The 24981-nt window shown below is 64.2% G+C and carries 31 protein-coding genes and 1 pseudogene; 7 read left to right on the plus strand and 25 right to left on the minus strand.

Annotated features, from left to right (window positions below; translation table 11 throughout):
• Window positions 1-3: 3 nt before the first annotated feature.
• From HV742_RS07310 to pilL2, 5 genes are read right to left on the minus strand one after another with little or no spacing between them, the layout of a single operon-like run.
• A complete protein-coding gene (locus tag HV742_RS07310) occupies window positions 4-552 on the minus strand; it encodes an integrating conjugative element protein (RefSeq protein WP_006226022.1) in 549 nt (182 codons plus the stop codon).
• Complete coding sequence (locus tag HV742_RS07315) at window positions 549-1151, minus strand: transglycosylase SLT domain-containing protein (RefSeq protein WP_006226021.1); 603 nt, start codon at window positions 1149-1151, stop codon at window positions 549-551. Before HV742_RS07315 ends, HV742_RS07310 begins: the two co-directional genes overlap by 4 nt.
• Window positions 1133-1858, minus strand: a complete 726-nt coding sequence (locus HV742_RS07320; RefSeq protein ID WP_003120008.1) for a TIGR03759 family integrating conjugative element protein — start codon at window positions 1856-1858, stop codon at window positions 1133-1135. The genes HV742_RS07315 and HV742_RS07320 overlap by 19 nt, the downstream gene beginning before the upstream one ends.
• A 12-nt stretch (window positions 1859-1870) precedes the next feature.
• Window positions 1871-2515: a hypothetical protein gene (locus HV742_RS07325; protein ID WP_003120009.1), complete on the minus strand. Its 645-nt coding sequence runs from the start codon at window positions 2513-2515 to the stop codon at window positions 1871-1873.
• Window positions 2512-3090: a PFGI-1 class ICE element type IV pilus protein PilL2 gene (gene pilL2, locus HV742_RS07330; RefSeq protein ID WP_016852812.1), complete on the minus strand. Its 579-nt coding sequence runs from the start codon at window positions 3088-3090 to the stop codon at window positions 2512-2514. Before pilL2 ends, HV742_RS07325 begins: the two co-directional genes overlap by 4 nt.
• Before the next feature lie 168 nt (window positions 3091-3258).
• Between pilL2 and HV742_RS07335 the strand changes: the two genes are divergently transcribed.
• The 5 genes from HV742_RS07335 to arsH are packed head-to-tail and all read left to right on the plus strand — an operon-like array spanning window position 3259 to window position 6318.
• Window positions 3259-3579: an ArsR/SmtB family transcription factor gene (locus tag HV742_RS07335; RefSeq protein WP_003120011.1), complete on the plus strand. Its 321-nt coding sequence runs from the start codon at window positions 3259-3261 to the stop codon at window positions 3577-3579.
• A gap of 2 nt (window positions 3580-3581) precedes the next feature.
• Complete coding sequence (locus HV742_RS07340; RefSeq protein WP_006226020.1) at window positions 3582-4076, plus strand: arsenate reductase ArsC; 495 nt, start codon at window positions 3582-3584, stop codon at window positions 4074-4076.
• 11 nt (window positions 4077-4087) lie between these two features.
• Window positions 4088-5164 carry an ACR3 family arsenite efflux transporter gene (gene arsB / locus HV742_RS07345; RefSeq protein WP_006226019.1) on the plus strand — a complete coding sequence of 359 codons (1077 nt, stop codon included), beginning with the start codon at window positions 4088-4090 and terminating at the stop codon, window positions 5162-5164.
• 16 nt (window positions 5165-5180) lie between these two features.
• Entirely contained in the window at window positions 5181-5603 is a 423-nt protein-coding gene (arsC, locus tag HV742_RS07350; RefSeq protein WP_006217715.1) for an arsenate reductase (glutaredoxin), read from the plus strand.
• Window positions 5596-6318 (plus strand): arsenical resistance protein ArsH, encoded by a 723-nt coding sequence (gene arsH, locus HV742_RS07355; protein ID WP_003120015.1) that lies wholly within the window; start codon window positions 5596-5598, stop codon window positions 6316-6318. The genes arsC and arsH overlap by 8 nt, the downstream gene beginning before the upstream one ends.
• 58 nt (window positions 6319-6376) lie before the next feature.
• On the opposite strand, the gene HV742_RS07360 is transcribed toward arsH, so the two are convergent.
• The 18 genes and pseudogenes from HV742_RS07360 to HV742_RS07445 all read right to left on the minus strand — a co-directional run bounded on the left by HV742_RS07360 (window position 6377) and on the right by HV742_RS07445 (window position 22348).
• Complete coding sequence (locus HV742_RS07360) at window positions 6377-8656, minus strand: helicase-related protein (protein WP_006226018.1); 2280 nt, start codon at window positions 8654-8656, stop codon at window positions 6377-6379.
• Between the two features lie 136 nt (window positions 8657-8792).
• Window positions 8793-9100, minus strand: a pseudogene (locus tag HV742_RS07365) (hypothetical protein).
• 89 nt (window positions 9101-9189) lie between these two features.
• Window positions 9190-9510, minus strand: a complete 321-nt coding sequence (locus HV742_RS07370; protein WP_003120017.1) for a hypothetical protein — start codon at window positions 9508-9510, stop codon at window positions 9190-9192.
• 50 nt (window positions 9511-9560) lie between these two features.
• Complete coding sequence (locus HV742_RS07375; RefSeq protein ID WP_254919932.1) at window positions 9561-10694, minus strand: DUF6094 domain-containing protein; 1134 nt, start codon at window positions 10692-10694, stop codon at window positions 9561-9563.
• Between the two features lie 40 nt (window positions 10695-10734).
• Window positions 10735-11385: a hypothetical protein gene (locus HV742_RS07380; RefSeq protein ID WP_006226015.1), complete on the minus strand. Its 651-nt coding sequence runs from the start codon at window positions 11383-11385 to the stop codon at window positions 10735-10737.
• 104 nt (window positions 11386-11489) lie between these two features.
• Window positions 11490-11831, minus strand: a complete 342-nt coding sequence (locus HV742_RS07385; protein WP_016852814.1) for a hypothetical protein — start codon at window positions 11829-11831, stop codon at window positions 11490-11492.
• A gap of 102 nt (window positions 11832-11933) precedes the next feature.
• The gene (locus HV742_RS07390) at window positions 11934-12260 is read right to left on the minus strand and encodes a hypothetical protein (RefSeq protein ID WP_006226013.1); all 327 of its coding nucleotides are present in this window, start codon (window positions 12258-12260) and stop codon (window positions 11934-11936) included.
• A 94-nt stretch (window positions 12261-12354) separates the two neighbouring features.
• Window positions 12355-13044, minus strand: a complete 690-nt coding sequence (locus tag HV742_RS07395) for a DUF3275 family protein (RefSeq protein WP_006226012.1) — start codon at window positions 13042-13044, stop codon at window positions 12355-12357.
• Between the two features lie 58 nt (window positions 13045-13102).
• On the minus strand, window positions 13103-14032 hold the full coding sequence (locus HV742_RS07400) for a DUF3577 domain-containing protein (RefSeq protein WP_006226011.1): 930 nt from the start codon (window positions 14030-14032) through the stop codon (window positions 13103-13105).
• Window positions 14033-14398: 366 nt separating this feature from the next.
• Window positions 14399-14752 (minus strand): DUF3085 domain-containing protein, encoded by a 354-nt coding sequence (locus HV742_RS07405; protein WP_006226010.1) that lies wholly within the window; start codon window positions 14750-14752, stop codon window positions 14399-14401.
• A 141-nt stretch (window positions 14753-14893) separates the two neighbouring features.
• The gene (locus HV742_RS07410; RefSeq protein ID WP_006226009.1) at window positions 14894-15706 is read right to left on the minus strand and encodes a hypothetical protein; all 813 of its coding nucleotides are present in this window, start codon (window positions 15704-15706) and stop codon (window positions 14894-14896) included.
• A gap of 287 nt (window positions 15707-15993) precedes the next feature.
• A complete protein-coding gene (locus tag HV742_RS07415) occupies window positions 15994-16272 on the minus strand; it encodes a hypothetical protein (protein ID WP_003108989.1) in 279 nt (92 codons plus the stop codon).
• A 96-nt stretch (window positions 16273-16368) separates the two neighbouring features.
• Window positions 16369-17106 carry a DUF5983 family protein gene (locus HV742_RS07420; RefSeq protein ID WP_003098947.1) on the minus strand — a complete coding sequence of 246 codons (738 nt, stop codon included), beginning with the start codon at window positions 17104-17106 and terminating at the stop codon, window positions 16369-16371.
• A 213-nt stretch (window positions 17107-17319) separates the two neighbouring features.
• Window positions 17320-17712 carry a hypothetical protein gene (locus HV742_RS07425; protein ID WP_003098949.1) on the minus strand — a complete coding sequence of 131 codons (393 nt, stop codon included), beginning with the start codon at window positions 17710-17712 and terminating at the stop codon, window positions 17320-17322.
• Between the two features lie 21 nt (window positions 17713-17733).
• On the minus strand, window positions 17734-17946 hold the full coding sequence (locus tag HV742_RS07430) for a hypothetical protein (RefSeq protein WP_003116833.1): 213 nt from the start codon (window positions 17944-17946) through the stop codon (window positions 17734-17736).
• A gap of 337 nt (window positions 17947-18283) precedes the next feature.
• Window positions 18284-18595, minus strand: coding sequence for a hypothetical protein (locus tag HV742_RS32585; RefSeq protein WP_003108988.1), 312 nt, complete (start codon window positions 18593-18595; stop codon window positions 18284-18286).
• A 336-nt stretch (window positions 18596-18931) separates the two neighbouring features.
• The gene (gene lspA / locus HV742_RS07440) at window positions 18932-19432 is read right to left on the minus strand and encodes a signal peptidase II (protein ID WP_003098955.1); all 501 of its coding nucleotides are present in this window, start codon (window positions 19430-19432) and stop codon (window positions 18932-18934) included.
• A 3-nt stretch (window positions 19433-19435) separates the two neighbouring features.
• Entirely contained in the window at window positions 19436-22348 is a 2913-nt protein-coding gene (locus HV742_RS07445; RefSeq protein WP_003098961.1) for a heavy metal translocating P-type ATPase, read from the minus strand.
• A gap of 91 nt (window positions 22349-22439) precedes the next feature.
• On the opposite strand from HV742_RS07445, the gene cadR reads away from it, so the two are divergent.
• The gene (cadR, locus tag HV742_RS07450; protein WP_003098965.1) at window positions 22440-22838 is read left to right on the plus strand and encodes a Cd(II)/Pb(II)-responsive transcriptional regulator; all 399 of its coding nucleotides are present in this window, start codon (window positions 22440-22442) and stop codon (window positions 22836-22838) included.
• 67 nt (window positions 22839-22905) lie between these two features.
• On the opposite strand, the gene HV742_RS32225 is transcribed toward cadR, so the two are convergent.
• Together HV742_RS32225 and HV742_RS32230 are read right to left on the minus strand one after the other, a co-directional pair.
• Window positions 22906-23280 carry a DUF3703 domain-containing protein gene (locus HV742_RS32225; RefSeq protein ID WP_055312603.1) on the minus strand — a complete coding sequence of 125 codons (375 nt, stop codon included), beginning with the start codon at window positions 23278-23280 and terminating at the stop codon, window positions 22906-22908.
• A gap of 12 nt (window positions 23281-23292) precedes the next feature.
• Complete coding sequence (locus HV742_RS32230) at window positions 23293-23502, minus strand: sterol desaturase family protein (protein ID WP_014747696.1); 210 nt, start codon at window positions 23500-23502, stop codon at window positions 23293-23295.
• Between the two features lie 411 nt (window positions 23503-23913).
• Here HV742_RS32230 and HV742_RS07460 point away from each other — a divergent pair, with 411 nt between their 5' ends.
• Entirely contained in the window at window positions 23914-24549 is a 636-nt protein-coding gene (locus tag HV742_RS07460; protein ID WP_003098972.1) for a cation efflux transmembrane domain-containing protein, read from the plus strand.
• Window positions 24550-24981 lie beyond the last annotated feature (432 nt).

A 24981-nucleotide genomic window follows, 5' to 3' on the forward strand; every position in this document is an offset into this window, starting at 1 on the left:
GCTTCATTGCTCGATGCCGGTGGCCGTGATCAGCGCCGGGTAGTGCCGCAGGCCCAGGCGATCGGCCAGGTCGTCGCCGGCCACGGGCGCGAGCGGTACGCCAGGCACCAGAGCGCGCAGCCGTGCCAGGCTCTGCGCGGTCTCGACGTTGACCACCAGGCCGACCGCGCCGCGTTCACGCAAAGCGGCGGCGCGGCGCTGCAACCAGACCCGGGAAGCCTCGTCGTCGCCGATGACCGCGAACGGCCGCAGGCCGGGCGCTTCGATCACGCGCCGCGCGACGGTACCGGGCGTGAGCTTGCTGCTGCGCACCGGCAGCATCGCGGCTTCGTCCGCTGGCGTGGCGGGAACCCGGGGCGTCGGGATGGGGGGGCGGGCCGGCGCGTTGGCGCGCGGCTGGAGGTTCAGGGCTTCGTAGTACGGCAATGCCGACGTGCCGCCACGGTCCTCGACCACGATCAGCGGCTCGCCAGCACGCGAGGCCAGCGGCAGGCCTGACAGCAGCATGAGCAGGCCCGTGAGCGCGAGTTGGACCGGATGGGGTTTCGTCATGGGGAGGTCTCCTGGCGCGCGGCGAAGACCGCGGCGGTTGGGCGCGTGCCCTGCACGCGGGCAAGGTGGCGGGACACGCTGCGCCGATAGCGGACGGCGGGCTCGCCGCCAGCGGGGCGGTGGTAGCGGCCGATCGCCAGCAGCCAGTCCTCGCCGGGGGTGTGCTGCTCCTTCAGGATCTCGGCGGCAACGGCGAGGTTGCGGTACGGGTCCAGCAGATCGCACGCGCCGGTGAAGCGGTGCTTGTGGTAGCCAAGGTTGATCTGGCCCAGGCCCGCGTCGATGCGCGTGTGCGGCGTGGCGCGCATCGCCTGCTGCAGGCCAGCGCAGGCGTCGGCGCGCGTGGCGAAGCGGCGCGATTGGCCGGCGACGTTGAGGGACCACGGCCATGGGACGATGCGCCCGTTGCGCCGGATGCCGCTCTCCTGCAAGGCCACGGCGTAGAGCACCGTCGAAGGGATGCCCGCGCGCTGGGCGGCAAGCTGGTAGGCCGGTGGCGGCACCTCCTGGGCATGGGGGGTGCTGGCATACACGCCTGCAGAGAGCACCAGTGCGCGCAAGAACTGCGATACGGGGGCAGCTACGGCTGGCGCTGCCATTGGCCGTTCACCTCGCGCACGGCTGCGGGCAAATCACCGGGCAGGCCCAGCGACAGCCAGCGGCCGCCATCGTGGTTGAGCGTGATGCTGCCGGCGCGCACGCGCGCCGGGTCGATCTGCGCGCGCTTGGCCCAGTCGCGGATGCGCGCGTCGTCCTGGCGGCTTCCGACCATGTACAGGTCGAAATCGGCGCCTGAGGATTGCAGACGCTGTACGAGCTGCCCGCAGGCAGCGCAGCCATCCTTGACGAACACCGCGGTGCGGCCTCTACCACGCACGGGACCGGCGCCGGGCTTGTCGTCGGGCAGGTTCACGCGCTGCATGCCGGGGTTCAGGCGCTGCCAGGCTTCGTCGTAGGCGCGCTGGTAGGCGAGCAGCTTCTCGACGCGGCGCGCTTCGACCTGCACCTGCAGCTCTGCGTAGCGCCGCCGCTCTTCGTCAGTGCGTGCCTCGATGCCCAGGGCGGACAGCGGGTCCAGGTTGGGCGAGTAGATGCCCAGCGGCCCGTCCATCAGCTCGCGATAGCGAGTCCACTCCTGCGGTTGCAGGCCCCATTCACTGGCCGCCCGATCGTCCAGCACGCGGGCGGCCAGCGGGCGCTCCTGGCTTTGCGCATTGCGCGCCGGGGCCGTTGCGGGCTGCTGCGCCCAGATGGGCCACTGCACCGACGCCAACACGAGCGCGGAAAGGAGGATCGACGGCTTCATGGGGTGCTCCGGTCAGGGAATCGCCACACGGCGGGTCTGGTTGCCGGCCTGGAACACTGCGGTGTTGCCCTCGATCGCCTGCAGGCGCCACGGGCCGACCGCATCCCCGGGCAGCAGCACCTGAAGTTGGGCGGGCATGAAGTCCCCGGTGCTCGGCGCGACGGACACGCTGCGCTGGCCAGCGCGCAGTTCGGCGCCGACGACGCGGAACGGCAGCGGCGGCGGTTCGGCCTTGGAGGCGGCGGCCGGGCGTGATGCGCGCGGCTGGGCGGGGGCTGCGGCACGCGCGGCGGTCTGGCGCGTCTTGATCTGCTCGATTTCGGCGCGTAGCGCCTGAAGGTCATCAGCGGCGGCATAGCCGCTCAGCGACTTCTCGACCTGGGCAGCGCGTGCTTCCAGGACTTGGCGGGTGTCCTTGAGGTCAGCGGCCGTTGCGACGGCTGGGCGCTGCTGGATGGCCTCGATGGTCTCGGCCAGGCCAGTCGCCTGCGCTTCCAGGCGCTGCAGGCGGGAATCCAGCCGATCCTGGTCGGTTTGATCGCGCATCGCCAGGTAGCCCAGCGCCACGATGACACTGAGGCCGATCAGCCAAAGCCAGAACAGGCTCTGTATGACAACCGCCGCGGTTGAGCGTTGGGCGGGATGCGAGGCATTCATGGCTGGCCTCCCGAAACCGCAGGCGCCAGCGGGAACGTCTGCACCGTCTCGGTGGCGAGTGGCCCGGATGGGGACTCGGCGACTGCACGGTCGCCGGGCCGATCGAAGCAGATTTGCCGTGCGCGGTCATCCGCGTGCAGTTCCCAGGACGGCCCAGCCAGCGTGAGCAGCGCATGGCGCAAGGTCATGGGGCCGAGATGCAGATGTGCCGCCGGCAGCGGCAGCGCGTACAGTTCGATCACGGCATGCGCGGTCTCGCAAAGGCCGTAGCCGCTGCGCTTGAGCACATGCCGCATCCCGTCGCCGACCGTGGCGCGGGCATCCTCGGGCATGGACACGTCGATGGTCTGCAACAGCAGGTCGCGCTGCGCTGCCGTGGGTGCCAACTCGACCAGCGTGTAGCGGCCGTAGCGCACGACCGGGATGTACTCGGGCGCCTCGGGTTCGGGCGCGGCCGAGACTTCCTCGATGGCATCGGGTGCGAGCGGCGCCGTGGTGGTCGCGCAGCCACTGGGCAGGGCTGCGGCCAGGAGGCCGGCGCCGACCAAGTGCCGGGATACATGGATTGCGGGCATGGCATCGGCTCTTCTGTTGCGATGCCGATACCTTGGCCGCGCGCGGCGGCGCGGTCAGTCAGGAATGCGAACTGGGAGCTACCCGCTTTTGCAGTCCAACACATAGCGCAACCCGCAAACCCAACTGTGGTTTGCACATTGATTCAATAATTGTTGTATTATCGAACCATGCAAGAAGATCAAGCCATTTCCGCCTTAAACGCCCTGGCTCACACCCAGCGCCTGCGCGTGTTCCGCGCCTTGGTCGTTGCTGGCCCGGGCGGACTGACGCCAAGCACGCTAGCCGACCAGCTCGACGTGGCCCGCAACACCTTGTCCTTCCACTTGAAGGAGCTGGCCCATGCCGGCCTCGTCACCATCGAGCAGCAGGGTCGCAACCTGATCTATCGGGCCGAGTACGGCCACATGAACGGCCTCATCGGCTACCTGACCGAGCATTGCTGCCAAGGTGGCGTATGCGAGGTTTCTCCATCCAAGACCTGCTGCTGACCATGACCGATACCACTTACAACGCCTTGTTCATCTGTACGGGCAATTCGGCCCGCTCCATCCTCGCCGAAGGCATCCTCAACGACATGGGCCAGGGGCGGTTTCACGCCTGGTCGGCAGGTAGCCATCCGAAAGGCGAAGTTCACCCGCTGGCGCTCGCCACGCTGGAGCGGCTGCACCTTCCGACAACGGGCTACCGCAGCAAGAGCTGGGACGAGTTCGTGAAGCCCGATGCGCCGGTGTTCGATTTCATCTTCACCGTCTGCGACAACGCAGCCGGCGAGGCTTGTCCTCTATGGCCGGGCAAGCCGGTGTCGGCGCATTGGGGCGTGCCTGACCCGGCTGCCGTGGAAGGCTCCTTGGAACGACAAAGCAAGGCGTTCTTCGATACCGCCATGACGCTGCGCCGACGCATCGAGTTGTTCCTGTCGCTGCCGATCAAGAGTCTAGATGCCATGTCGTTGCAGCGCGAACTGCGCGACATCGGCCGCCAGTGAGGCCTGAACCGATGAGCGCAACCGATACCGCCGGCCCCGCGCCAGCAAACTCCGCCATGAGCGGCTTTGAGCGTTACCTGACGCTATGGGTGGCGGTGTGCATCATCGCGGGTATCGCTCTGGGCCAGTTCGCGCCCGCCGCATTCCAGGCCATCGGCCGCATGGAGATCGCTCAAGTCAACCTGCCGGTGGGCTTGCTGATCTGGGTGATGATCATCCCTATGCTGCTGAAGGTGGACTTCGCCGCGCTCGGCCAGGTGCGCCAGCATTGGCGAGGCATGGGGATCACGCTGTTCATCAATTGGGCCGTCAAGCCGTTCTCAATGGCACTTCTGGCGTGGATCTTCATCCGCCACGCTTTTGCTGATTGGCTGCCCGCCGACCAACTCGACAGCTACATCGCCGGCCTGATCCTGCTGGCTGCCGCACCGTGCACCGCAATGGTTTTCGTTTGGAGCCGACTGACTGGCGGCGATCCGGCATTTACGCTGTCGCAAGTGGCCTTGAACGACACCATCATGGTGCTCGCCTTCGCACCCATCGTCGGCCTGCTGCTGGGCCTGTCCTCGATCACGGTGCCTTGGGACACCTTGCTGGTGTCGGTGGGTTTGTACATCGTCATTCCGGTCATCCTGGCCCAGCTTTGGCGCCGGGCGCTGCTGCGCAAGGGACAGGCCGCGTTCGACAGGGCACTGGAACGCATCGGCCCGTTGTCCATCGCCGCGCTGTTGCTGACGCTGGTGCTGCTGTTCGCCTTCCAAGGCGAGGCCATCATCCGGCAGCCGCTGGTGATCGCCATGCTCGCGGTGCCGATCCTGATCCAGGTGTTCTTCAATTCCGGGCTGGCGTACTGGCTCAACCGCCAGGCGGGCGAAAAGCACTGCGTCGCTGGGCCATCCGCGTTGATTGGTGCCAGCAACTTCTTCGAGCTGGCCGTGGCCGCCGCCATCAGCCTATTCGGCTTCCATTCCGGTGCGGCACTCGCAACAGTGGTCGGCGTGCTCATCGAGGTGCCGGTCATGCTGCTGGTGGTGCGGGTGGTCAACCGCTCACGCGGCTGGTACGAACGCCGCGCGACCACTTCGTAATCTCCAAGAGGCATCCATGAGCACCATCACGATCTACCACAACCCAGCCTGCGGCACATCGCGCAACGTGCTGGGCCTGATCCGCAACAGCGGCGAGGAACCGACCATCATCGAGTACCTGAAGACGCCGCCCGGCCGCGACACGCTCCAGGCGCTGATCGCGGCGATGGGCGTGCCGGTGCGGGACATACTGCGCGAGAAAGGTACGCCCTATGCCGAACTCGACCTGGGCAACCCGAAGTGGAGCGACGACGACCTGATCGGTTTCATGCTCCAGCATCCCATTCTCATCAACCGGCCGATCGTGGTCACGCCGCTGGGTGTGCGCCTGTGCCGGCCATCGGAAGCCGTGCTCGACCTTCTGCCGCAACCGCAGCGCGGCGCGTTCAACAAGGAAGACGGCGAGCCGCTGGTTGATGAGAAAGGCCGTCGTGTCTGAAGCCCGCCTCGACCTGCCAAACATCGACGCGGCGCTGTTCCAGCAACCAGACGCCGAACACCTGTTCGCGCCGGCACGGACCACCCACGCGCCGCGCTTCCTGCTGCTCTACGGCTCGCTGCGCGAACGCTCGTTCAGCCGCCTCGCAGCCGAAGAAGCCGCCCGCATCCTGCGGGCGCTGGGCGGTGAAACCCGATTGTTCAATCCGTCCGGCCTGCCGCTGGTGGACGATGCACCCGCTGATCACCCCAAGGTCAAGGAACTGCACGAACTGGTGCAATGGGCCGAAGGCATGGTGTGGAGTTCGCCGGAGCGCCACGGCGCGATGACCGGCCTGATGAAGACGCAGATCGACTGGATTCCGCTGTCGGTCGGCGCGGTGCGCCCGACCCAGGGCAAGACGCTGGCGGTGATGCAGGTGTCGGGCGGCTCGCAGTCCTTCAACGCGGTCAACCAGATGCGCGTGCTCGGCCGCTGGATGCGGATGCTGACCATCCCGAACCAGTCCTCGGTCGCCAAGGCATACCAGGAGTTCGACGAGGTCGGGCGCATGAAGCCCTCGGCCTATTACGACCGCATCGTGGACGTGATGGAAGAACTGATGAAGTTCACGCTGCTCACGCGCGACGCGGTCCCGTATCTGGTGGATCGGTACAGCGAGCGCAAAGAGGGCGCTGAATCACTGTCCAAGCGTGTACGGCAAGGTGCAATTTGACGATGCAAGGCACTGAAAAAAAGCCGACGACCTCTCGGTCGTCGGCATTGTGTGAAGTTCAGGCGGCGACCAATTGCCGGGCCAGTGCGACCTCGACGGAATCACCATCCTGGTTCAGAACATCGAGCCCGGATTCAGGCACGTCGCCCGAGGTGGACTGCGAGACCATGATCTTCTTGGCCATCAGCTCCAGGCAGGTCATCTGCGAAGAACCGGCATAGCCAAGGTAGATCACGCGCACGGGCTGCTTTTGCCCGATGCGCCAGGAGCGGCGTGCCGCCTGCTGGAGCGAGTACACGTTGTAGCCCGACTGCATGAACACGATCGTCGGGAACTCCAACAGGTCCAGCCCCGTCTTGACCAGCTCGGGGTTAGTGATGAGCACGTCGATGCCACGGTCCAGTTGCTCGGCGATCCAGTCTTCGCGGCGGCTGGCGTCCACGCTCGCGCGCAGCACCGCCACTTTGAAGCCCTCCTGCTCCAGCAGCACCTTCAGGCGCGACGTGGTGTCGCGCGTGCCGGTATAGACCGTGTAGGCCAGGACCTTGCGACCCTGTGCCTTCTCCTCTTTGCAGATGTCGATCAGCTCGCGCTCTTTCGGTGTCACCTCGAACTCGTTGAACTGAGCCGGGACGAACGCCAAGGTGTTGCGCGTGCGCGGATGCACCACGGTCTCCGACCGGAAGCAGCAATCCGGCCAGGCCAGCAGCACGTTGAGAACCACGCCCAGCAAGGTCGTATCGCGTCGCGCCAGAGCCTGTTTCAGCTCGGCGGTCAGCCGACCCGCCAGATCGCGGTAGGCCGCGGCTTGTGCCGTGTCCATCGCGACTTCACGGAACTCCTCGTCATAAGGCGGCAGGACGTTGCCGCCGATGTCCTTGAGCTTGAGGAAGATCGTGAACGGCAGGATGCAGCGCAAGACGCCCTTGGGGCCGAAGCCCGGGGCCTTGACCGTGCGCACCGATACCTTGGTGCCCTTGGCCGTCTTGTGCGCCGTGCCGGTGCTCTCGGAGTAGATGTCTTTCAAGACCCCGTGATCGCGCATGAACGCCATCGCAGCCGAGGTCATGCTGCCGCTCGTGGTCGGGCGGTAGCCGTCTTCGATCATCCGCCCAGGCAGGGCTCGGAACAGCAGATAGAACAGGTCGTCCCCATAGCCGCCCATCAGCGTGCCAGTCAGCAGCAAGGTCTTGCGAGCCTTCGCCGCCAGCACGCCCATGGCCTGGCCTTGGGCACTGCCGCCGTTCTTGTACTCATGGGCCTCGTCGGCGATCAGCAGGTCGAACGTGCCTTGCGGCAGGTACCTCTTGATGAACTCGGACGGTTGGTAGCCGCCCTCGCCGAAGCCGAACTCCATGTTGGCCATCGCACGTTCCATGCGCGTGGCCTGACGGTCAGAAAACACCAGCTCGCCGTTGCCGTCCATCAAGTTGATGAACTCGTGGATGTTGTCGCCGAGCATCGATGCCAGGAACCCGTCCCCGAACTTCTGCATCAGCTTCTGCGCGGTGACTTCCCCGATCGTCGGAATGCGCTTCAAGGCTTTGAGCACGGCCGAGGATTGATCGCTGCCGGACAGGCTGCGCGGGCGGATCAGCGTCCACAGGGGCGCGGCGCAATGGCTGCACTTCCTGCGGTACTCATCGGCTTGGAGAGCGACCGGGTTGACCGGCTCGCCGTCGAGGTCGGTGATAACCGTGCCGCAGTCCGGGCAAGCCGCCACGTCGCCGTGGCGGGTGCGTCGCGTGGTGAAGACAGGCTTCCAGTGGAAACCCATCCGCATCCTGACGCGCCCCAGGACGAAGAACTCCTGGCCCGTGGGCTGCACACCCAACTGCTCACGCAGCTTGATGAGTTTGACGAGCGTATCCGGCCCATTGAGCACCCATACCTTGGCGCCGGCCACCGTCTCCTGGATCTCCCGCCGCCACTTGTAAACCAGGTGCGGTGGCGACAGGACCAGAGTGCGGCGGTAGCCTTCGGCGTTGAGCACGGCGGCCGCGGCGATGCCGACGGTCGTCTTACCGCAGCCCATCTCGCCATTGACGATCGCGGCGCGTTCGCCACGGTCGATCAGCAGCTCGGCGGCGGCGTGGACGACTTCGGCCTGTGCTGGGAACAGCTTGCGCTTGAGGCTGGCGACGACGAGTTGCCGGTGCGCCTGCGGTTGGCCGGTATAGACCGGCGGGTTGGCGCTGTTGAGGGCGTCGAGCAGTTCGTCGCCGAACTCGCCGACGAAATCCTGAAGGCTCAGGGTCAGAGGGTTGGATTCCGCGTCCAGCAGTTCGCCCTGCACGGGCGTGGCTTCAGCGGCAGTGGTTTCGAGATCGAGGGACATGGTGATGCTCCAAAGAAAAATGGGGCATGCACCACCCCCAGCGGGGCAATGGCATGCCCCGTGGTGGGAGGAGAATCGGCGCGTGGCCGAAGGTGGTTGAAGATGCTGGCCTGGGTGGCCCGCGGGTGAACCGTGCTCAGTCCTCGGACGGCAGCACGATGGCGGTGATGCTGCGCCCCGTATCGGTGATGATGCGAATGGCGAGTCCCGGGTGGATCACGTAGTGCGATTCCAGCGGCGCGCCTGATTGAAGCGCAGAGCTGTTGGCCTCCCCCATTGCTGGGCGGTGACGTCGCCCCAGTCGCCGCGGGCGTGCCGTCTGAAGTACGGAATCGGGTCCAGGCGACCCGCGTTGAACAGGCGGTTGATACCTCTGCTGAAGATGAGCGCCCCAATGGGGAACGTCAGCCTGTGGCAGTAGGTTTCGATACGATGCGATGCCATGGGCTCCTCCTTGATGGTTCATTGGGCCACGACACCCCTGCCGGAGTGAAGTGGCTCCGTCAGGTGGATGAAGATGACGATGTGGGGCCTCAGATCAGGTCCCGCTCTTCGGGAAGCTGGACCACCGTGGTCTGGTGGTCTTCGCTGGTCTTGACGATCAGCGCCAGGTCCGGCGTGATCCTGAACTGCGAAATCATCAGGTTGTCCTGTTGGATCGCCACGTCGTTCGCTTGGCGGGTGGCCTCATCGATCTCGCCCCAGTCCCCGCGCACATGGCGCTGGACATAGGCCAAGGGGTCAATCAGGCCTCGCCGGGCCAGCCAATGCACCTTCTCGCTCAACTTCAACGTACTCGGTGTGAACAACGGTTGCTTGTGCGGCGCAGGCCGCTTGAACGGATTGGGGATCATGGTGTTTCTCCTTCGAGTTGGTACAGCAGGACGGCAGCGCGTCCGGTGGATCAGCGAATGGTCAACACCTCGCCCCGTGTCGGGGAGCCAGGCGTCATGTCCCACGCGCGGATGACAGGCACGAACTTGTCGGTGAGGATGCGTGTCTCGGCGATGGAGCCGTCTTCGCGTTCGGTGAATTCCCGCTGGAGCGTCTTGTCCTTGTGGGTGTCACCTTTGACGACGAGCACGCGCCCCGTCTGGGAGCGCACGACGCCGGAGATCGCGCCCGCGGCCAGAGCCAGGGCGAGATGCCAGTGGGACAAGGCCCGCGCCGGTGGACGCAGCGACTGCTGCGCGGTCCCCAAGTGCGTGTCCAGCGACGGCCAAAGGCCTTGCAGCCGGCCAACCTCGTCGGCGAACTGTTCGGGCTCCATCGTCACGCGGAAGAAATGCTCCGGCTCGGCCGGACTGGCGGGGACGATGTACGGCAGGAACGGCCATTCGCTCGGCAGTTCCTCGGCTTCGACTTCGCCAAGCCCAACCTGCAGCAGCAGATTGCGCACGGCCTTGACGCCATCGGGTGCCAGCTCCCGCTGACGGACCCGGCGGCCGAAGATCACCACCTGCTTGAACTGCGTTTCCACCGCTCGGTAGATACGCAGATCGGTGTAGTGGCGCGTCAACCAGCCGACCAGCTCCGCGTCGAGCACGTAGCCGGGGACGATGAAGACCAGCACGCCGCCGTATTGCAACAGCGACAGCGAACGCTGATAGAACAGCTTTTCGAGGCGGGCACGGCCCTGGCCCTGATAGCCGATGTTGCCGTTGACGTCCTTGGACAGGTCGCCATACGGTGGATTCAGCCACAGTAGTCCGAAGGACTGCTTGGAGATCATCGTGTCCATCAGGTCCGCGTGCAGGCAGTGATCGACCAGGCCGCGGGCATGGCGCGCCCGCTCGGCGTCGAATTCGACGGCGAACGCCTTGGCCTGTTCGCGCCCGAGGGCATGAGAGGCTTCGGCGATTGCCACGCCTTCACCGGCGCAGGGATCGAGGATGCACATCGGCCCGTCGCTGGGCATCAGTGCGTTGAGGGCTCTTTCGAGCGTGGGTTCGTCGGTCGGGTAGTACCCATTTTTGGCGAAATTGCGGGCGAGCCGCGGGAACATGAGAGCCATGGAAGTCTCCTGGTTGGCGGGGATGAATGACGGAAGCACGCCAAGGCGTGCCTCCGAGGGTGGGTCAAGCCGCTACCGCTTCCGGCGTCCAAATCTTGGCCGGATAGGGATAGGCGGTGAGCGCGTCACTGCGGATCAGGGAGCCCAGCGCCAAGCTCAGCGCCGGCACGTCGATGGCGAGCCGATGGCCTTCCAGCGGCCCGAGGGCGAACGGAAGGCGGGCCAGCATCTCGCGGCTTTGCAGCAGTTCCAGCACGGTCTCGCGCCAGTGGTCGAGTAGCGGTAACGGGCAGGTATCCCGCACCAACGTCCACAAGCGGTCGAGCCGGTGGGCGCTGTCGCGTGGCAGCAGTGCCAATGCGCTGGCGTTGGCCCTATCGGGCTTGACGCAGCGCCGGTCGAACAGCCACACGTTGGACAGCGAACCGAACAGCGTGCGTCGGTAAGCGCGCGTGATGCGCTTCTCCAGACGATCGACGTTGCCGATGAACACCGGGACGCTGCCGCCCTCGTCGGTGATGATGTGGAACTGGTCCAGTCCCTGCTCGTCGCGCCCGAGGGTCAGGCGGGCAAGGAACTGCTGGACGGCGGTGTCGCGCGCCCAGATGGACAGGAAGATCAGGTTGCCCTGGTCATCGCCGACGCAAGCGTCGGCCATAACGTCCGGGCATTCGTCGATGTGGAACAGCGTGGTGGATGAAGTGTGTGCGTGCATGGTGGTGTCCTCGATGAAATGAGGGGCAGCACCGCCCGCAGGGGCAGCGAATGCCCCGTTAGGGATGAAGGAATGCGGATAAGGTGTTCGATCCGCTTGGGCGTTCAGAACGTCTGTTCGGTGAACGAGCCGTCGGCCTGATGCTTGACTACACGGTTGCCAATGTTGCCCTCGCAGTCCTGTTGGACTTCGGTGAACATGCTTTCGGGCACGTCGATGTGGAAATGGCGCAGGACCACTCGGTAGTAGTCCAGGTAGTGGTTGAACGGGTCGCTCTCGTGCAGGTTGCTGTACAAGAAGTCGTCGCTCTCGACCTTCGCGGTATCGTCGATCAGCTCGGCCGGCTTTTCGATGAATAGGAAGAAGTAATTTGCCGGCCGGTCCCAGCCCAGTACGACGGTGATGGGAAAGCCCTTGTGAACGGTGTCGAAGTAGTGCCGACTCATGGTGATGTCCTCGGTGAATCGGAAACAGCACCGCCCCTGAGGCAGGTGCTGCCCCAAGGGGTGGAGAAAAGCCGCGCAAGCGGCGATGACGTGTGCCGGACCTCAATAGTCCGAATCGCAACCGGACGGGCAATAACCCAGTTCGATTCCGTGCGAGCAGTAGCCGTTTTCGGCGTTCCAGTCCTGGGTTTCCTGCCTTTCGGCCGGTGTGGCGTAGCCCCATTCCTGTGCGATCTGCAGCGCCTGTGCGCGTTGCTCTTCCGGCAATCGACTGGCTTGCGCGTCGATCTCCGAACTGAAAAGCGTGACCCAGTGGTCCCAGGACAGGCCACAACCACGCTGGGCGTGCTCGGCGGCTGTCTTGCAAACAGCTCGCCACGCGGGTTCACCCAGCGAAGAACGGGGTGTATCGCAATCGATGGTGGACATGATGGAGACCTCCAGAAGAAAGCCGGGGGCCTCCCCGCATAGGGAAAGAGCCCCGGCGGGTGGATGAAGAACACCGCGCATGCGGTGTCTGCGATCACGCAGGTTGCAGTTCGGCCTGGCGGCTCCACTCCTGCGTTTTGAAGTCCAGCGCGTAGCCCAGATCGCCCAGGCGGGCGATCTGCGCGCGCAGGGCGCGGCGGTCGATGGTCGAATCCAATTTCACGGAATCGCCCAGCGGCCAGAGCAAGCCGAACAAAGCAACGTCGCCCTCTTCGGTGCTGCCAGGGGCAGCCGCCGCAGCGGGCGTCGGTGCATCCACACCGAAGGGCGTGGTATCGACCAGCGGGTCCGCCGAGGCCTGCACGGGTGCGGGCTTGGCGGGTCTGGAGGCCTTGGCGGGCTTGGCCGGCGTTTCCGCAGGCTGCGTCCCCAGCTCTTCATCGAGTGGATCGACTTCCTGGGTGGCGAAGCTGCGGGCCTCATCACGACTCAGTTTGTCGATGCCGTTGAGCGTCATGCCGTCGAGGTTTGCGCGCACTTCAAACCGCGCGCCGCCCGCGACCGGATAGGACTTCGCGAAGATGTAGCGAATGACGAAATCCCCGTCGTACTTTCCTTCGGGGTACTGCTCCAACTCCGCGTCTTTAACCGCGAACTCGCCGATGGGGGTAGAAAGGCGCCCAACCGTGAACGGGCCGTTCTTGCCCCGGATGGTCCGCAACGTGAGCTGGCCCGGGACGACGATGGGTAGGGCTGATCTCGTAGGTGCCGATGTGGCTGCCATGATGGTTCTCCTTGGACGAATAGGAAAAAGGCAAGGCCCCGTGAGGGGCCGTGCCGGATCAGAACGAAGCAGCCAATGCCGGCTCCTGCTCCTCGACTGCACATTCGGGCTCGCGCTCGGCGGGCTCGGCAGATTGGTAGGAAACGGCGTCGGCGGCAGTGTCGATGGCGTTGGCGGCTTCGGACGCGGGTGCGTCCTCCGCTGGCGCTGCCTCGGCATGCGCCTGGCTCGTCGGATAGACCTGGGTGCCGTCGATCTTGATCAGACCGATGTGGACCAGCGTCGATTCCAGGCTTGCGGCCGGTTCCCCAGCGTGCTCGCCCTTGGTGCGGATGTACGGATCGATCTTCATGTCGTTCAGACGAAAGGCGATCAGCACCTTGCGATCCCCCTCGATGGCCTGCACGCATCGGCGAACCAGATGCTCGGCTTCAGGGGTGGCGACGATCGTGTCGAAGTACCGATATTCCGGTTCATCGACAGGTCCGGCCAGCGCGGCGATGGAGCACGACAGGAACGGGTCACCATCCTTGGGGGTGACGTCCTTCGGACGGTTGAGGTAGCCGATGCCACGGGTGATCAACTCGTGCTGCTCGATCGAAGCCAGTTCGGCCCGCTCGATCAGCTCGGCCTTGAGCAGTCGCGCCTTGAGGGATGCGGCGGCCTGGCCTTTCTGTTCGCCCTTGTCGCGGATGTAGGCATCGCCCCAGAGGTCGCCGAGGCGAAAGCGCACCAGCGGTCGCTGCTTGGAATCGTCAACGCCGATGTAGCGCTGAACGAGCTTCTTGGCCTCGGCACCCGAGACCTTGACGTCGAAGTAGCGGTAGCTCGGGTCCCTGGCGGGGCCGACCAGCGCGGCGATGGTGCAGGCCAGGAAGGGCTGCGCACGGCGGCCGCCCCTGACGGGCACCTCACGGACACGCTGGAGGTAGCCGATGCCCGAGGTGTGGAGGTCGAAATACGATTTCTCGTTGGAAGTGGTGTTCATGGTGAATCTCCATAGGGAAAAGCGGAGACACACCGAGCCCACGCATGCGGGGAAAGGTGCGTAACCCCGCGGTGGGTTGATAAGGCGAAAGCATCCGCCACCAGGGACTGGTGGCCGCTCGCGGATGGATGCGGTGCGAGCTGGCTCGGTCACGCAGTGGAAACTGCGCCGCAACCTCGAAGACCGATGGTTGCCTGGCATGTCGCTGACAGCGTCAGCAGGCATGGGGTCAGCATGGCCGGGCCTCGCGCGCGCGACAGCAATCAATTGGCATCCGCGCGTTTCCCTTTGTCCACGCAGCCCGGCTCAGCGCAAAAGAAAGCCCCCGGTGTGGGGGGCTGCGAGAGTCGAGTGGCGGTTGCCGCGCTATGCGGGAGGCACCACCTCCAGCGACAGATGTGTGGCGGTGGCCGACAGCATCAGGTCGTCTTCGGTGTGCAGGATGCGCGTGAATACGCCGTCCTTCGGGTCGAAGTACTCCCCGAAGTCGTCGCCGCCCAGTTCGGCGCGCGCCAGTTCCCACCAGTCGTCGAACGGGTCGGTATCCGGGTTGCAGCCGACGGCATAGGCCAGCAGCTTCACACGCCCATCCGGGCGGCGCTCTCCCTGCTCGGCGAGGAAGTACACGCCCTGGTCCTTGACCAGGATGACGCGGCATTGGCTGGCGATGGCCTCGGTCAGCACGGGGCGCAGGTCGGAGCCTTTGAATCGCAGTGACATGGTTGAAATCTCCTATGTGGAATAGAGAAAAGGCCCTCCATCCGCATGGATGGAGGGCCTGTGGGCACATGGCCCATGGGCGAAACTTCGTGGCGGGACCCACGGGTCAGCCGTAGAACCGGCAGGATTCAGTTTCCGGCGTCATGCCGGCACCGCCTGGCGCTGCCGGGTAGCCTTGGCGTCGATCACGCTCACATCGATCAGGCGCCAACGTCCGTCGTCGATGAGTCGCTCCAGCACTTCGCCGAGCATGTCGAAATACACCTCGTCATGCCGATCGACCAATTCGCCGTCGCGATGCAGCTCCACCACGTAGGTGTCGCCGCCTCGGTCGTACAGCACCGTCACCCGGCCCTCGAACTTCGCGGTCGAGACCGTGAAGCTGATCGCCGGAGGCGTCTCGATGATCTTGGACGGCGTCGGATCGACCCAGGTGAAATCCCGGGCACCCGCATCGACCAGCATGTGGGTGATGCGCCGGAAGCCATCGGGCGCCGGCATTTCCTCCAACTGCTGGATGAGCTGACCCAGCTCCATGCACTGCGGCTCGGGAATGGGCAGCTTGGCCGGCGCGGAGCCGAGGATGTGCGTCTTGACGGTGTAGGGAATGCCGTCGGACGTCATCTCGGTGCGCTCTTCCGGCGTGTCCGCCCGCAGCCCATCGAAACGGCGCCGTGCGTAGGGTTGGACATGCACCTTGGCGCCTTCGTCGGGGACGGTGGTCACCAGCTTGGAATCGAGCACAGCGAACTCGCTCGGCTTGAGCTTGACGACGATGGCATCGTCGGTGATGGCGACTACCTTCCCGTCGAAGGGCTGGGGGTCGACGGCGAAGCCCAATGTCGAAGATTGCGGCTGATCGTCGAACACGCGGTACTTGAACGACCGCACGTTGCGGGGCACGTGGCCTGCGACTAGCGAAGGCATCATGGATTTGATGAGGGAACGGTCCATGGGAATCTCCTTGAGGAAGAAACAAGGGATTCCCCGCCCGCAAGGGAGAGGTCCCTTGTGGGTGGTGTGGATGGACGCGGTACGTCCGTGGAAAACATCGACCAGCACGGCTTCCCGTGCTTGCAGCCTTGAAGGTCTTGGCTGCCTGGGCATGTGTCGGCAACGCCGACGAACATGGGGCAAGAATGGCCCGGGAGTAAGCGGCCCGCTTGCAGGAAACGGCACCCCATCGCACCCGCTTTCCAGCGCTGCGGGCGAGAAAAAGCCCCTCGAAAGGGGCTTGGGGGTCAGGCTTCGTACACGAAGTAGTGTTCTCGCTGACGCGGGAAGAACACGTGCTTCCACGTGTCGCCGCTTGTGTTGCCACCGTCGAATACGACCATTTCGTAGTCGTCAATGTCGGTGTCCACCAGATCGGCGCTGTCGATATGGCGCATGTGCAGCGTACCGCTCATGCGCTCGAACACCAGGATCTGGCCGATGGCGTCGTCCTGGCTCATGGCGTTGACGCAGGCTCCAAGCTGATTCTCGAAGTCGGGCGTGGGCAAGATGAGATCGGGGAACATGAGATTGCTCCTATGGAATTGAACCAGCCCGGCTCCTGGTGGGAGGCGGGCTGGCATATGGGGGATAAAGGGGAAGGCTTGCGCGTCGCGTGTCTGCTAGGTCTCGGCCAGTGGCAAGCCCAGTAGCGCGGGTGCGTCGGCATCGAGGATGAGGATGCGCACATCTGCCTGGCCGGCCAGTTCAAGGATGTTCGCCAGGTCGTCAGGCATGCCCTTGTCGCGGTGCTCCTGTCGAAGCTGCTCAGCACTGATGCCCTCGGCATATTCCAGGTTCTTGTCTGTCCAGGGCGTGGAGATCAGCTTGACGCCAATCGCCGGGCTGTACGGAACCCGAAAGGCGATGAACAGAAAAGCCTCCGGCGTGGCGAGGTCTGCCAGGTTGGCGAGGTACTGGCCGGTTTCCTGGCAGATGTGCGCGCTGCTGACTTCCCAGCACCGGCTGTAATAGCCGGTCTCGAAACTCAACCGCTGCACCACGTCTCGCGCGGCTTCGGCCGAATAGGTATCACCGACATGGACCGGGCGGCCGTCGAGGTCGTCGCCATGGATGGCATAGACCACGGCGCCCACCACGCCTTCGCCGTTGATGCCTTCAACAGCATCACATTCAGCAATCAGCTCGTCGCTGATGGCGTCAGTGCCGCTTTTGATCAACGCGAAGTCGCTGGTGACGATGCAAGGCGATGAGATCAGGTCGTTGTCGGAAAGATGCGCTTGGCTCGTGTGGATGGATCGCCAGACATGCGGGCTTCCGTCCCCGTAGCAGATGCACAGCGTTCGGACGACTCTCAGATTCCAGTAGCCGCGTACAAAGGGATTGGGATTCTGGGTCATGGAATTTCTCCAGATTGAATAATGGAGCCAATTCCCGCCACCGGGAATTGAACCCCGGTGGGTTGAAAGTGGAAAAAGCGTCAGGCGGCACTGATCGAGGGCTTTGGGCCAATCGGCGCAGGCTGACGGAAGAAAAATCGAGGGACATGGCCGCGTGGACGCATGTCCCTCATGGGCAGTGAACAAAAAGACGGTGGTATGCCGCAGACCGGCTCACCAACCGCTGTAGTTCACCAACAGATCGGCGATGACCTTGCGGCGTTGCAGATCGAGACCATCGAAGTCCGACAGTCCTTGGAAGTGGCAGCGCTTGAGCATGGCACCGCCCTCGCGCGCGTTGTAGAAGCTGAACATGGCGGACAGGAACATGCGTTCCCCGCTGCTCAGGACGCCGAGTGCGTCGTTGGCACGCAGCATGTCGGGACGCAGATCCCACTTGCTCTTTGCCTGGTTCAGGCCTTCGCGCGTGCCGTCGCCAAACCATTGCGGGCCTGCGATCTCGACGCCGCGCTTCCAGACCTCGAAGAAGGCTTGGGGCGCGGCGGCGAAATGCTGCTCTTCCCGCATGATCTGATCGACGACTTCCTGGGGCAAAAGCTGGTTCATGACGTGGTTCCTCCAGTTGGATCAGGGTGTGGCGAGCTGGGACCAGCCGCCTCTTTCGAGGGCACGTTGAGCCGCGGCATAGCTGCGGAAGTACTGGCAGGATTCCCGCGAAACGGGACCTTCTGTATCGCGCGTGCCGATGTAGTGGCCGGCGGCGCTATGCAGGATTTCGAGCGGCAGGAACTTGCCGCAATGGATCAAGGCCAACTGGCCGAAAGAGGCTTGCTGGGACATGGACGGGCTCCTTGGAAAAAGCGGGGCCTCGTCCCTCACGGGATGGCAGCTCCCGCACGCGGTTGAGAAAAAAGCATCGGCGTCACGGGTGACGCGCGTCCGCAGACTCGATGCGATGGCGGACTGGCGGGTAGCGCGGAAAGAATCCGCGGCAGCCTGGAAACTCTGGCTGCTGGCATGGTGCTGACGAATCAGCGACACATGCGGGCAGCTTCATGCGCGAGGCGAGCCGCGTCAGCCGGAAATCGGCATTTGCAACAGCCCCGATTGGCGAACGCGGAAAAAAGAAAGCCCCGCAATAAGTGCGGGGCTGTCAGGAGGATGAGGCGAAACTGGGTCAGCGAGGCCTGTCGCCCAGTACATGCTGCTTCCACAGGGCGAATGCCTCGTCCGGTCCCAGCTCTGCGAGGATGACGATGGGCTGGCCCCGACGGGCACGCAGCGATGCGAAATACGCTGGCCGGTCGGCGATGGCGTTGAGCTTGATGCCCTTTAGGAACAGCAACTGGCGGGGGCGAACTTTGGTGGTAACGCAGGCATGATTGCGCTTGTTTGGGGCAAAAGGGCCAGCGAAGCGGGCGGACACGGCCAGAAAACCGCGACGAACTACTTGTACTTGCCAGGCGAGGCGAACGGGTGACATCAGCATATCGCTATGCGGTAAAGAAGACCGTCCTAAAGCTTGCAGGATCCCGGCATAGCTTCATCATCACCTCTCCGTGACGGCTCATTGGAACGAAAAAGGCCAGCATCGCCGTGATGGACTTTCATAATTGCCAGGTCAACTGGCTTGCGTGCTGTTTATTCACAGCAAGGCATTGCGACGTCGTTGCAGCAATCGCCGCCATCGCAACAGGGCGTTGCAGCAAAAGCGGCGGTGGGCGCTAGCATGAGGGCCAAGCCGCGGCCGCTCATGCTGGGGGCCGTTCTCTTCAGATTGGTGTCCTGCACCGTGTGCATTGCGAATTTCCGGATCGTCCCAATGTCACTGGGACTCCTTTGTGGCGGCCGGGTTCTCCACGCTCATGAACGACTGGGCCACCAGCGCGATCGCCCCGCCCACGATGGCCATGTCAGCGATGTTGAAGGCGGGCCAGTGCCAGCCGTGCAGGTGAAAGTCGATGTAGTCGATAACGTGCCCGCGCGTGGCGCGGTCGAACGCGTTGCCCAATGCGCCGCCCAGAATGAGGCTGTACGAAAGGCCTTCCGTTTTGCGCAGCGGCCGGGAGAGCAGCCATGCGAGCCATGCCGATATTGCGAACGCGATCGCCAGAAAAAACCACCGCTGCCAGCCGCCCGCGCCAGCAAGGAAGCTGAACGCCGCGCCGGGATTGAGAGCGTGAACTAGGTTGAAGAATGACGCCACCTCGTGCGACCAACCCAAGGGAGTTGTCGCGTCAATGTAGCTCTTAGCTGCCTGATCGCCGGCGAATATAACGATCGCGAGTGAGTACCACTGCGTCTTGCGAAGAGATGGTTCATCCATTGTTCATGCCGCCTTGAACTTCAGGAGGCGCAGCCCATTGACGACAACCAAAAGACTTGCCCCCATGTCAGCGAACACAGCCATCCACATGGTGGCATGCCCTGTGAACGTCAACGCAAGGAACACCGCCTTGATGCCAAGGGCCAGAACGATGTTCTGCGTGAGGATCGCCGCAGTGCTACGCGACAGCCGGATGAAGGCGGGGATCTTGCGCAGGTCGTCGTCCATCAGGGCGACGTCGGCTGTTTCGATCGCGGTGTCGGTGCCGGCCGCGCCCATGGCGAAGCCGATGTCGGCACGGGCGAGCGCGGGCGAATCGTTGATGCCGTCGCCCACCATGCCCACCTGGCCCTCGCCGCCGACCAGGCTTTCGATGGTCTTGAGCTTGTCTTCGGGCAGTTGGTCACCACGGGCTTCAGAGATTCCGACCTGGGCAGCGATGGCCGCGGCCGTGTGCTGGTTGTCCCCCGTCAGCATCAGCGTGCGCACACCCAGCGCCTGCAGGTCGGCCACCGCCTCACGGCTGGTTTCCTTCACGGTGTCGGCCACTGCAAAAATGCCGAGCACGGTCGCATCGTCCATCAGCAGGATCGCTGTCTTGCCTTGGCGCTCCAGGGTCTCCAGCCGAGCCTGGAGCGTCGCTTCGCTCAGGCCCAGCTCCTGGGCGAGCCTGTGGTTGCCCATGTGCAACATGCGCCCGGCGACGCGGCCGCGCACGCCGCGGCCAGGCAGCGCCGCGAAGTCGTCGACCTCGTGCAGCGCGATGCCGTCACGGTTCGCCTTGCGGGCGATGGCCTGAGACACAGGATGGTCCGAGCGTGCCGCGAGGCTTGCGGCCCAGGCGGCAACTTCCTGCGCCTCGCCGATCAGCGGCACGAAGTCGGTCTGCTCGGGCTTGCCATGTGTGAGTGTGCCGGTCTTGTCCAGGGCCAACGCCTTGAGCTTGCGCCCGCCCTCCAGGTAGACGCCACCCTTGATCAGGATGCCGCGTCGGGCGGCAGCGGCCAAGCCGCTGACGATGGTGACCGGCGTGGAGATGACCAGAGCGCAGGGGCAGGCGATCACCAGCAGTACCAGGGCCTTGTAGACCCAGTCAAACCATGCGCCGCCGAAGGCGAGCGGCGGCACGACGGCAACCAGCACGGACACCGCGAACACCGCCGGCGTGTAGACGCGGGCGAACTGGTCGACGAAGCGCTGCGTGGGCGCACGGCTGCCCTGCGCGGACTCCACGGCATGGATGATGCGCGCGAGCGTCGAGTCGCTGGCGCCTGCGGTCACCTTGTATTCGAAAGAGCCGGTCTCATTGATGGTTCCGGCGAAGACCTGGTCACCTTCGGCCTTCTCGACGGGCAGGCTCTCGCCGGTGATGGGCGCCTGGTTGATGGCCGATCGACCCGAGGTGATCAGGCCGTCCAGTGCGATGCGCTCGCCAGGACGCACGCGGACCACCGCGCCCTTTGCGACCTCCTTGGCCGGCAGCTCTGTCCATGAGCCATCGGCCTGCCGCACGGTCGCGGTCTCGGGCGCCAAGTCCATCAGCCCCCGAATGGCGTTGCGGGCGCGGTCCAGCGACTTCGCCTCGATCACTTCCGCCAACGCGAACAGGAACATGACCATGGCGGCCTCCGGCCAGTGGCCGATCGCCATGCCGCCGGTGACCGCGATGGCCATCAGGGCGTTCATGTTCAGGTTGAGGTTCTTCAGCGCGATCCAGCCCTTCTTGTAGGTGCTGAGGCCGCCGGTGAAGATCGAAACCAGTGCCAGCACGATCACGGCCCAATGATTGCCGTCGTTGACCCAGTACACGCCTTCGGCGGCCACCGCCGCAACGCCCGAAACCGCCATCGGCCACCAATTGGTCTTGTGCGCGGCCACCGGGGCATCGCGCGGCTCATCAGTCCTCTGGACCTCGGCTTCCATGCCCAGCGATTCGATGGCTTCGACTGCCGGCTTGATCGCGTCGGGTGTGTGCCGAACCGTGAGCGTGCGCTGCATCAGGTTGAAATCCATTCCCTGCACGCCCGGCATGCCTTGCAGCTTGCCGCGGATCAGACTTTCCTCGGTCGGACAGTCCATCTTCGCGATGCGAAGTACCGTGGTGGCTGTCTGCATGTCCTGCCGCGCAGCCTGCATTCCAATGGAAGCAAGCGCCTTCTCGATCGGCGCTGAGGTCGCCAGCGTGTGCTGGACTCCCAGCACACGCTGCATCAGATTGAAGTCGAGCGCGGTCACACCCGGCAGCTTGCCCAGCCGGTCGCGGATCAGCGCTTCTTCCGTCGGGCAATCCATGTTCTCGATCCGGTACGTCACCCGCTCGCCGATCGGCGGCGCGGAAACGGCAGCGGTTGGTTGCTGCTGCAGGGCCGAGGATGGGATCACAGCCGCGGCTTCGATCGGCCCCGTGTGGCCGAAGGTCTGCTCCTTGGCGCGCATGCCGATCGAGGCCAGGACCTGCTCCATCTGCGCGCGTGCCTGAGCGAGGTGTTTCACCGACAGGGTGCGCTCAGCGAGGTCGAAGTCGAGGTCCTGAATTCCCTCGACTGCCCCGAGGTGCGAGCGGATGAGTTTCTCCTCGCTCGGGCAGTCCATGTTCTCGATGCGGTAGGTGGTCGACACGGCGGCGTCTCGGACAGCCTGAGCCTTCATGCCCACCGAATTCAGCGCTTGCTCCAAGGCATCGGCCGAGACTTCGCGGTGCGAAATGGTCAACAAACGCTGCGGAAGATCGAACAGGAGCCGCTCGACACCGGGCATGCCCTCCAGCGTTCGCCGCACCAGTGCTTCCTCATTGCGGCAATCCATGTTGCTCACGTGGAAAACGGTGGTTTCAGTGCTGGCCTGCTCACTGGCGCACGCCGTCTGTTGGCCATTGCCGCCGGAGCAGGCGCATGGGCTGGAAGGTTCTTTGTTCATAGATCGCTCTTCATTGACAAGGTTTTCCCCGGATGCCATCATTAGAAAACCTCTAGTAGATATAGAGTCAAGTTTTTTATAGGAAGCAACCATGATGCGGATCGGTGAACTGGGCAAGAAGGCAGATTGCTTGGTGCAGACCGTGCGCTTTTACGAGTCAGAAGGCTTGCTGCCCGAGCCTGCACGTAGCGAGGGCAACTTCAGGCTCTATGACGAAGTCCATTTGCAGCGCTTGCTGTTCATCCGCCGCTGCCGGGCGAAGGACATGACGCTGGATGAGATCCGTCAACTGCTGAACTTACGGGATCGGCCAGAGTTGGGCTGCGGCGAGGTGAACGCGCTGGTCGACGCTCATATCGCGCAAGTGCGGACCAAGATGAAGGAATTGCGCGCCTTGGAGCGCGAGTTAATGGATCTGCGACGCTCCTGCGATAGCGCCCGAACCTCGCGCGAGTGCGGCATTCTCAACAGCTTGGCCGAGCCCGCCTGAAGCTCGAGCGTGTCATCGGTGCTGGAAGTGATCGGGTCCAGTTCTGAGAGCCACGTGCCGCGCTCCATCATGCGAAAGCGCGCGGTTCTGACGTTTTGAGACGGCGTGCGACCGAGGGCGTGGCCCACAGGAGCCAGCGCGAGCCGGACGACCTGCGCGCCGCAATCTCCGCCACCTTACGGGTTCTCCAGGCCAGACCGAGCATCGCGGCGTGGCTGCGCAGGTGCAGGTGCAGGCCAAGGTAGCAGTGCGCCACGACGCGGCCCGACTCATGGGCACGCCACGCAACTCGCGATCGCTTCGCAAGAAGCCGCAAGGCCCGACTCGCGCAAGAATGCGACGTGGGCAAGATCGTATAGCCAGCAGCGCAAGCGTTTGCCGCTGCTGGCCGGCTCCGGAAGGGATAGACAAGCTGCGGGCCGTAGTCCATTGGAAAGTCCATCTTTCTTGAGTGTCACTCTTTGGCGCCCAGCGTGTGCTTTTGCGACCGGAAAGCGCTGAACAAGTGGCCCCCGGGCATCCAGAAATCGCCGTAGTTGACTTGGGCGTCTTCGTGCTCACGCTTGTGATGCCAGCGATGGGCTTCAGCCACCCCGATCAACAATCCCAACGGCCCGACCCGGTATCCCAGATTGGAGTGCTGGAAGGCCAGATGCACGACCAAGAAGCCGAGCCATGCGCCGACGGCCAACCACAGCTTGGAACGCCGCTACTGGCTCAACGGGGAGTGGAAAGGCCGCCCGCCCTCTAGCAAGGCGGCACAAGCGAGCGCGACGATCACTGTGAGTAGCTCCGTCGGAAAAGACGGCCGGCCGGTCGCGAGCTCGCCGAAGAGCACAACCGCAGTGGCGCCACGGATCAGTGGATAGCAGCCATACCGGATGACAGTCGCAATGAAGGGGGCGCATTGGTGCTCATCTGTTCTGTCCTAAAGCTCTGACTGGATTGGAAAACCTTCTAGCTACGGTAGAGTCAAGGGCGTCCGGGAAGACCCTGTGGCAAGTTCGTTGCATCTGCGCCTTGACTCTCCAGCCGCTACAGGCTTCAGCATCCATCGATTTGGAAGGAACAATGCATGGCTGAAAACCACAGAAATCACGAAAACGACGAGTTGGGCCGCCTAGATGCGAGCGATGCGAAGGACCGAAAGATTCTTCTGACTGTGTTGCTGATCAACCTGACGCAGTCCGCCGCCGGCATTGCCCTTGGCATCTGGGCTGGCTCTACGGCGCTGATGGGCGCCGGGTTGGACAACCTCGCCGATGCGTCGGTCTATGCGGTTAGCCTGTATGCCGTCGGTCGTGCGGCAACGGTCAAGGTGGGCGCGGCCCGCTTGTCGGGTTTCTTGCTAATCGGCCTGGCCGCGCTGCTGCTGTTGGAAGTCCTACGCCGCTTCGCTGGAGGGGAAGAGCCTGTCGGCCCAGCCATGATGGCCATGGCCGCGCTGAACGCGGCTTTGAACCTAGTGTGCCTCAGACTACTGCGCCGCCATCGCGGGGAAGATGTGAACTTCAAGGCGTCAGCGATCTTTACCAGCAACGACTCCATCGTCAATGGTGCGATTGTGCTGTCCGGGGTGCTGGTGATGGGGTTCGGGTCGAACATCCCGGATCTGGTGCTGGGCGTCATCGTGGCCGCAATCGCAGCGAATGGGGGGCGGGAAATCCTGCGCGAAGCATCGGAAACAGCTCGCCGTAAGGCGGGCACATAAGGCATGTTTTCGCCCAGTTCATCCCGAGGTTTACCTCTGCAAAAGAGGTAGTCCAGCCTTTGGGCTACGGCCTCGGCTGCAGCCGAGCGTACCATTGGCGATGGCCGCGCGATAGGCGGGCATGCCGTTCTCGACCTCCGTCTGCCGTACAGCAGCGGTGCGCAAGGTTGAGGGTGCATGTCGTCTCTCCTGTTCGTGTGGCCCAGGCCAATGGCCGGGCCGGGACGTTGATGGGCAGGAGAATGGCGCCGAAGGCCCAACGGCCTTCGGCTCGGGAGAAAAGAGGAACCACCCGTGGGCTGATTGGCAGGCCCGGTCGTCGCTAGAACCGTCTGCTCATCAAGCAATCACACCCGGCCCATGTCGTGGCTGGGGCCGGCATCGTCTGGCGCACATCCGCGCACAAAGGGAGCCCGTTTTTGCACCGGCGGG

It is taken from the genome of Achromobacter ruhlandii, assembly GCF_902859695.1.
Lineage (GTDB): Bacteria > Pseudomonadota > Gammaproteobacteria > Burkholderiales > Burkholderiaceae_B > Achromobacter > Achromobacter ruhlandii.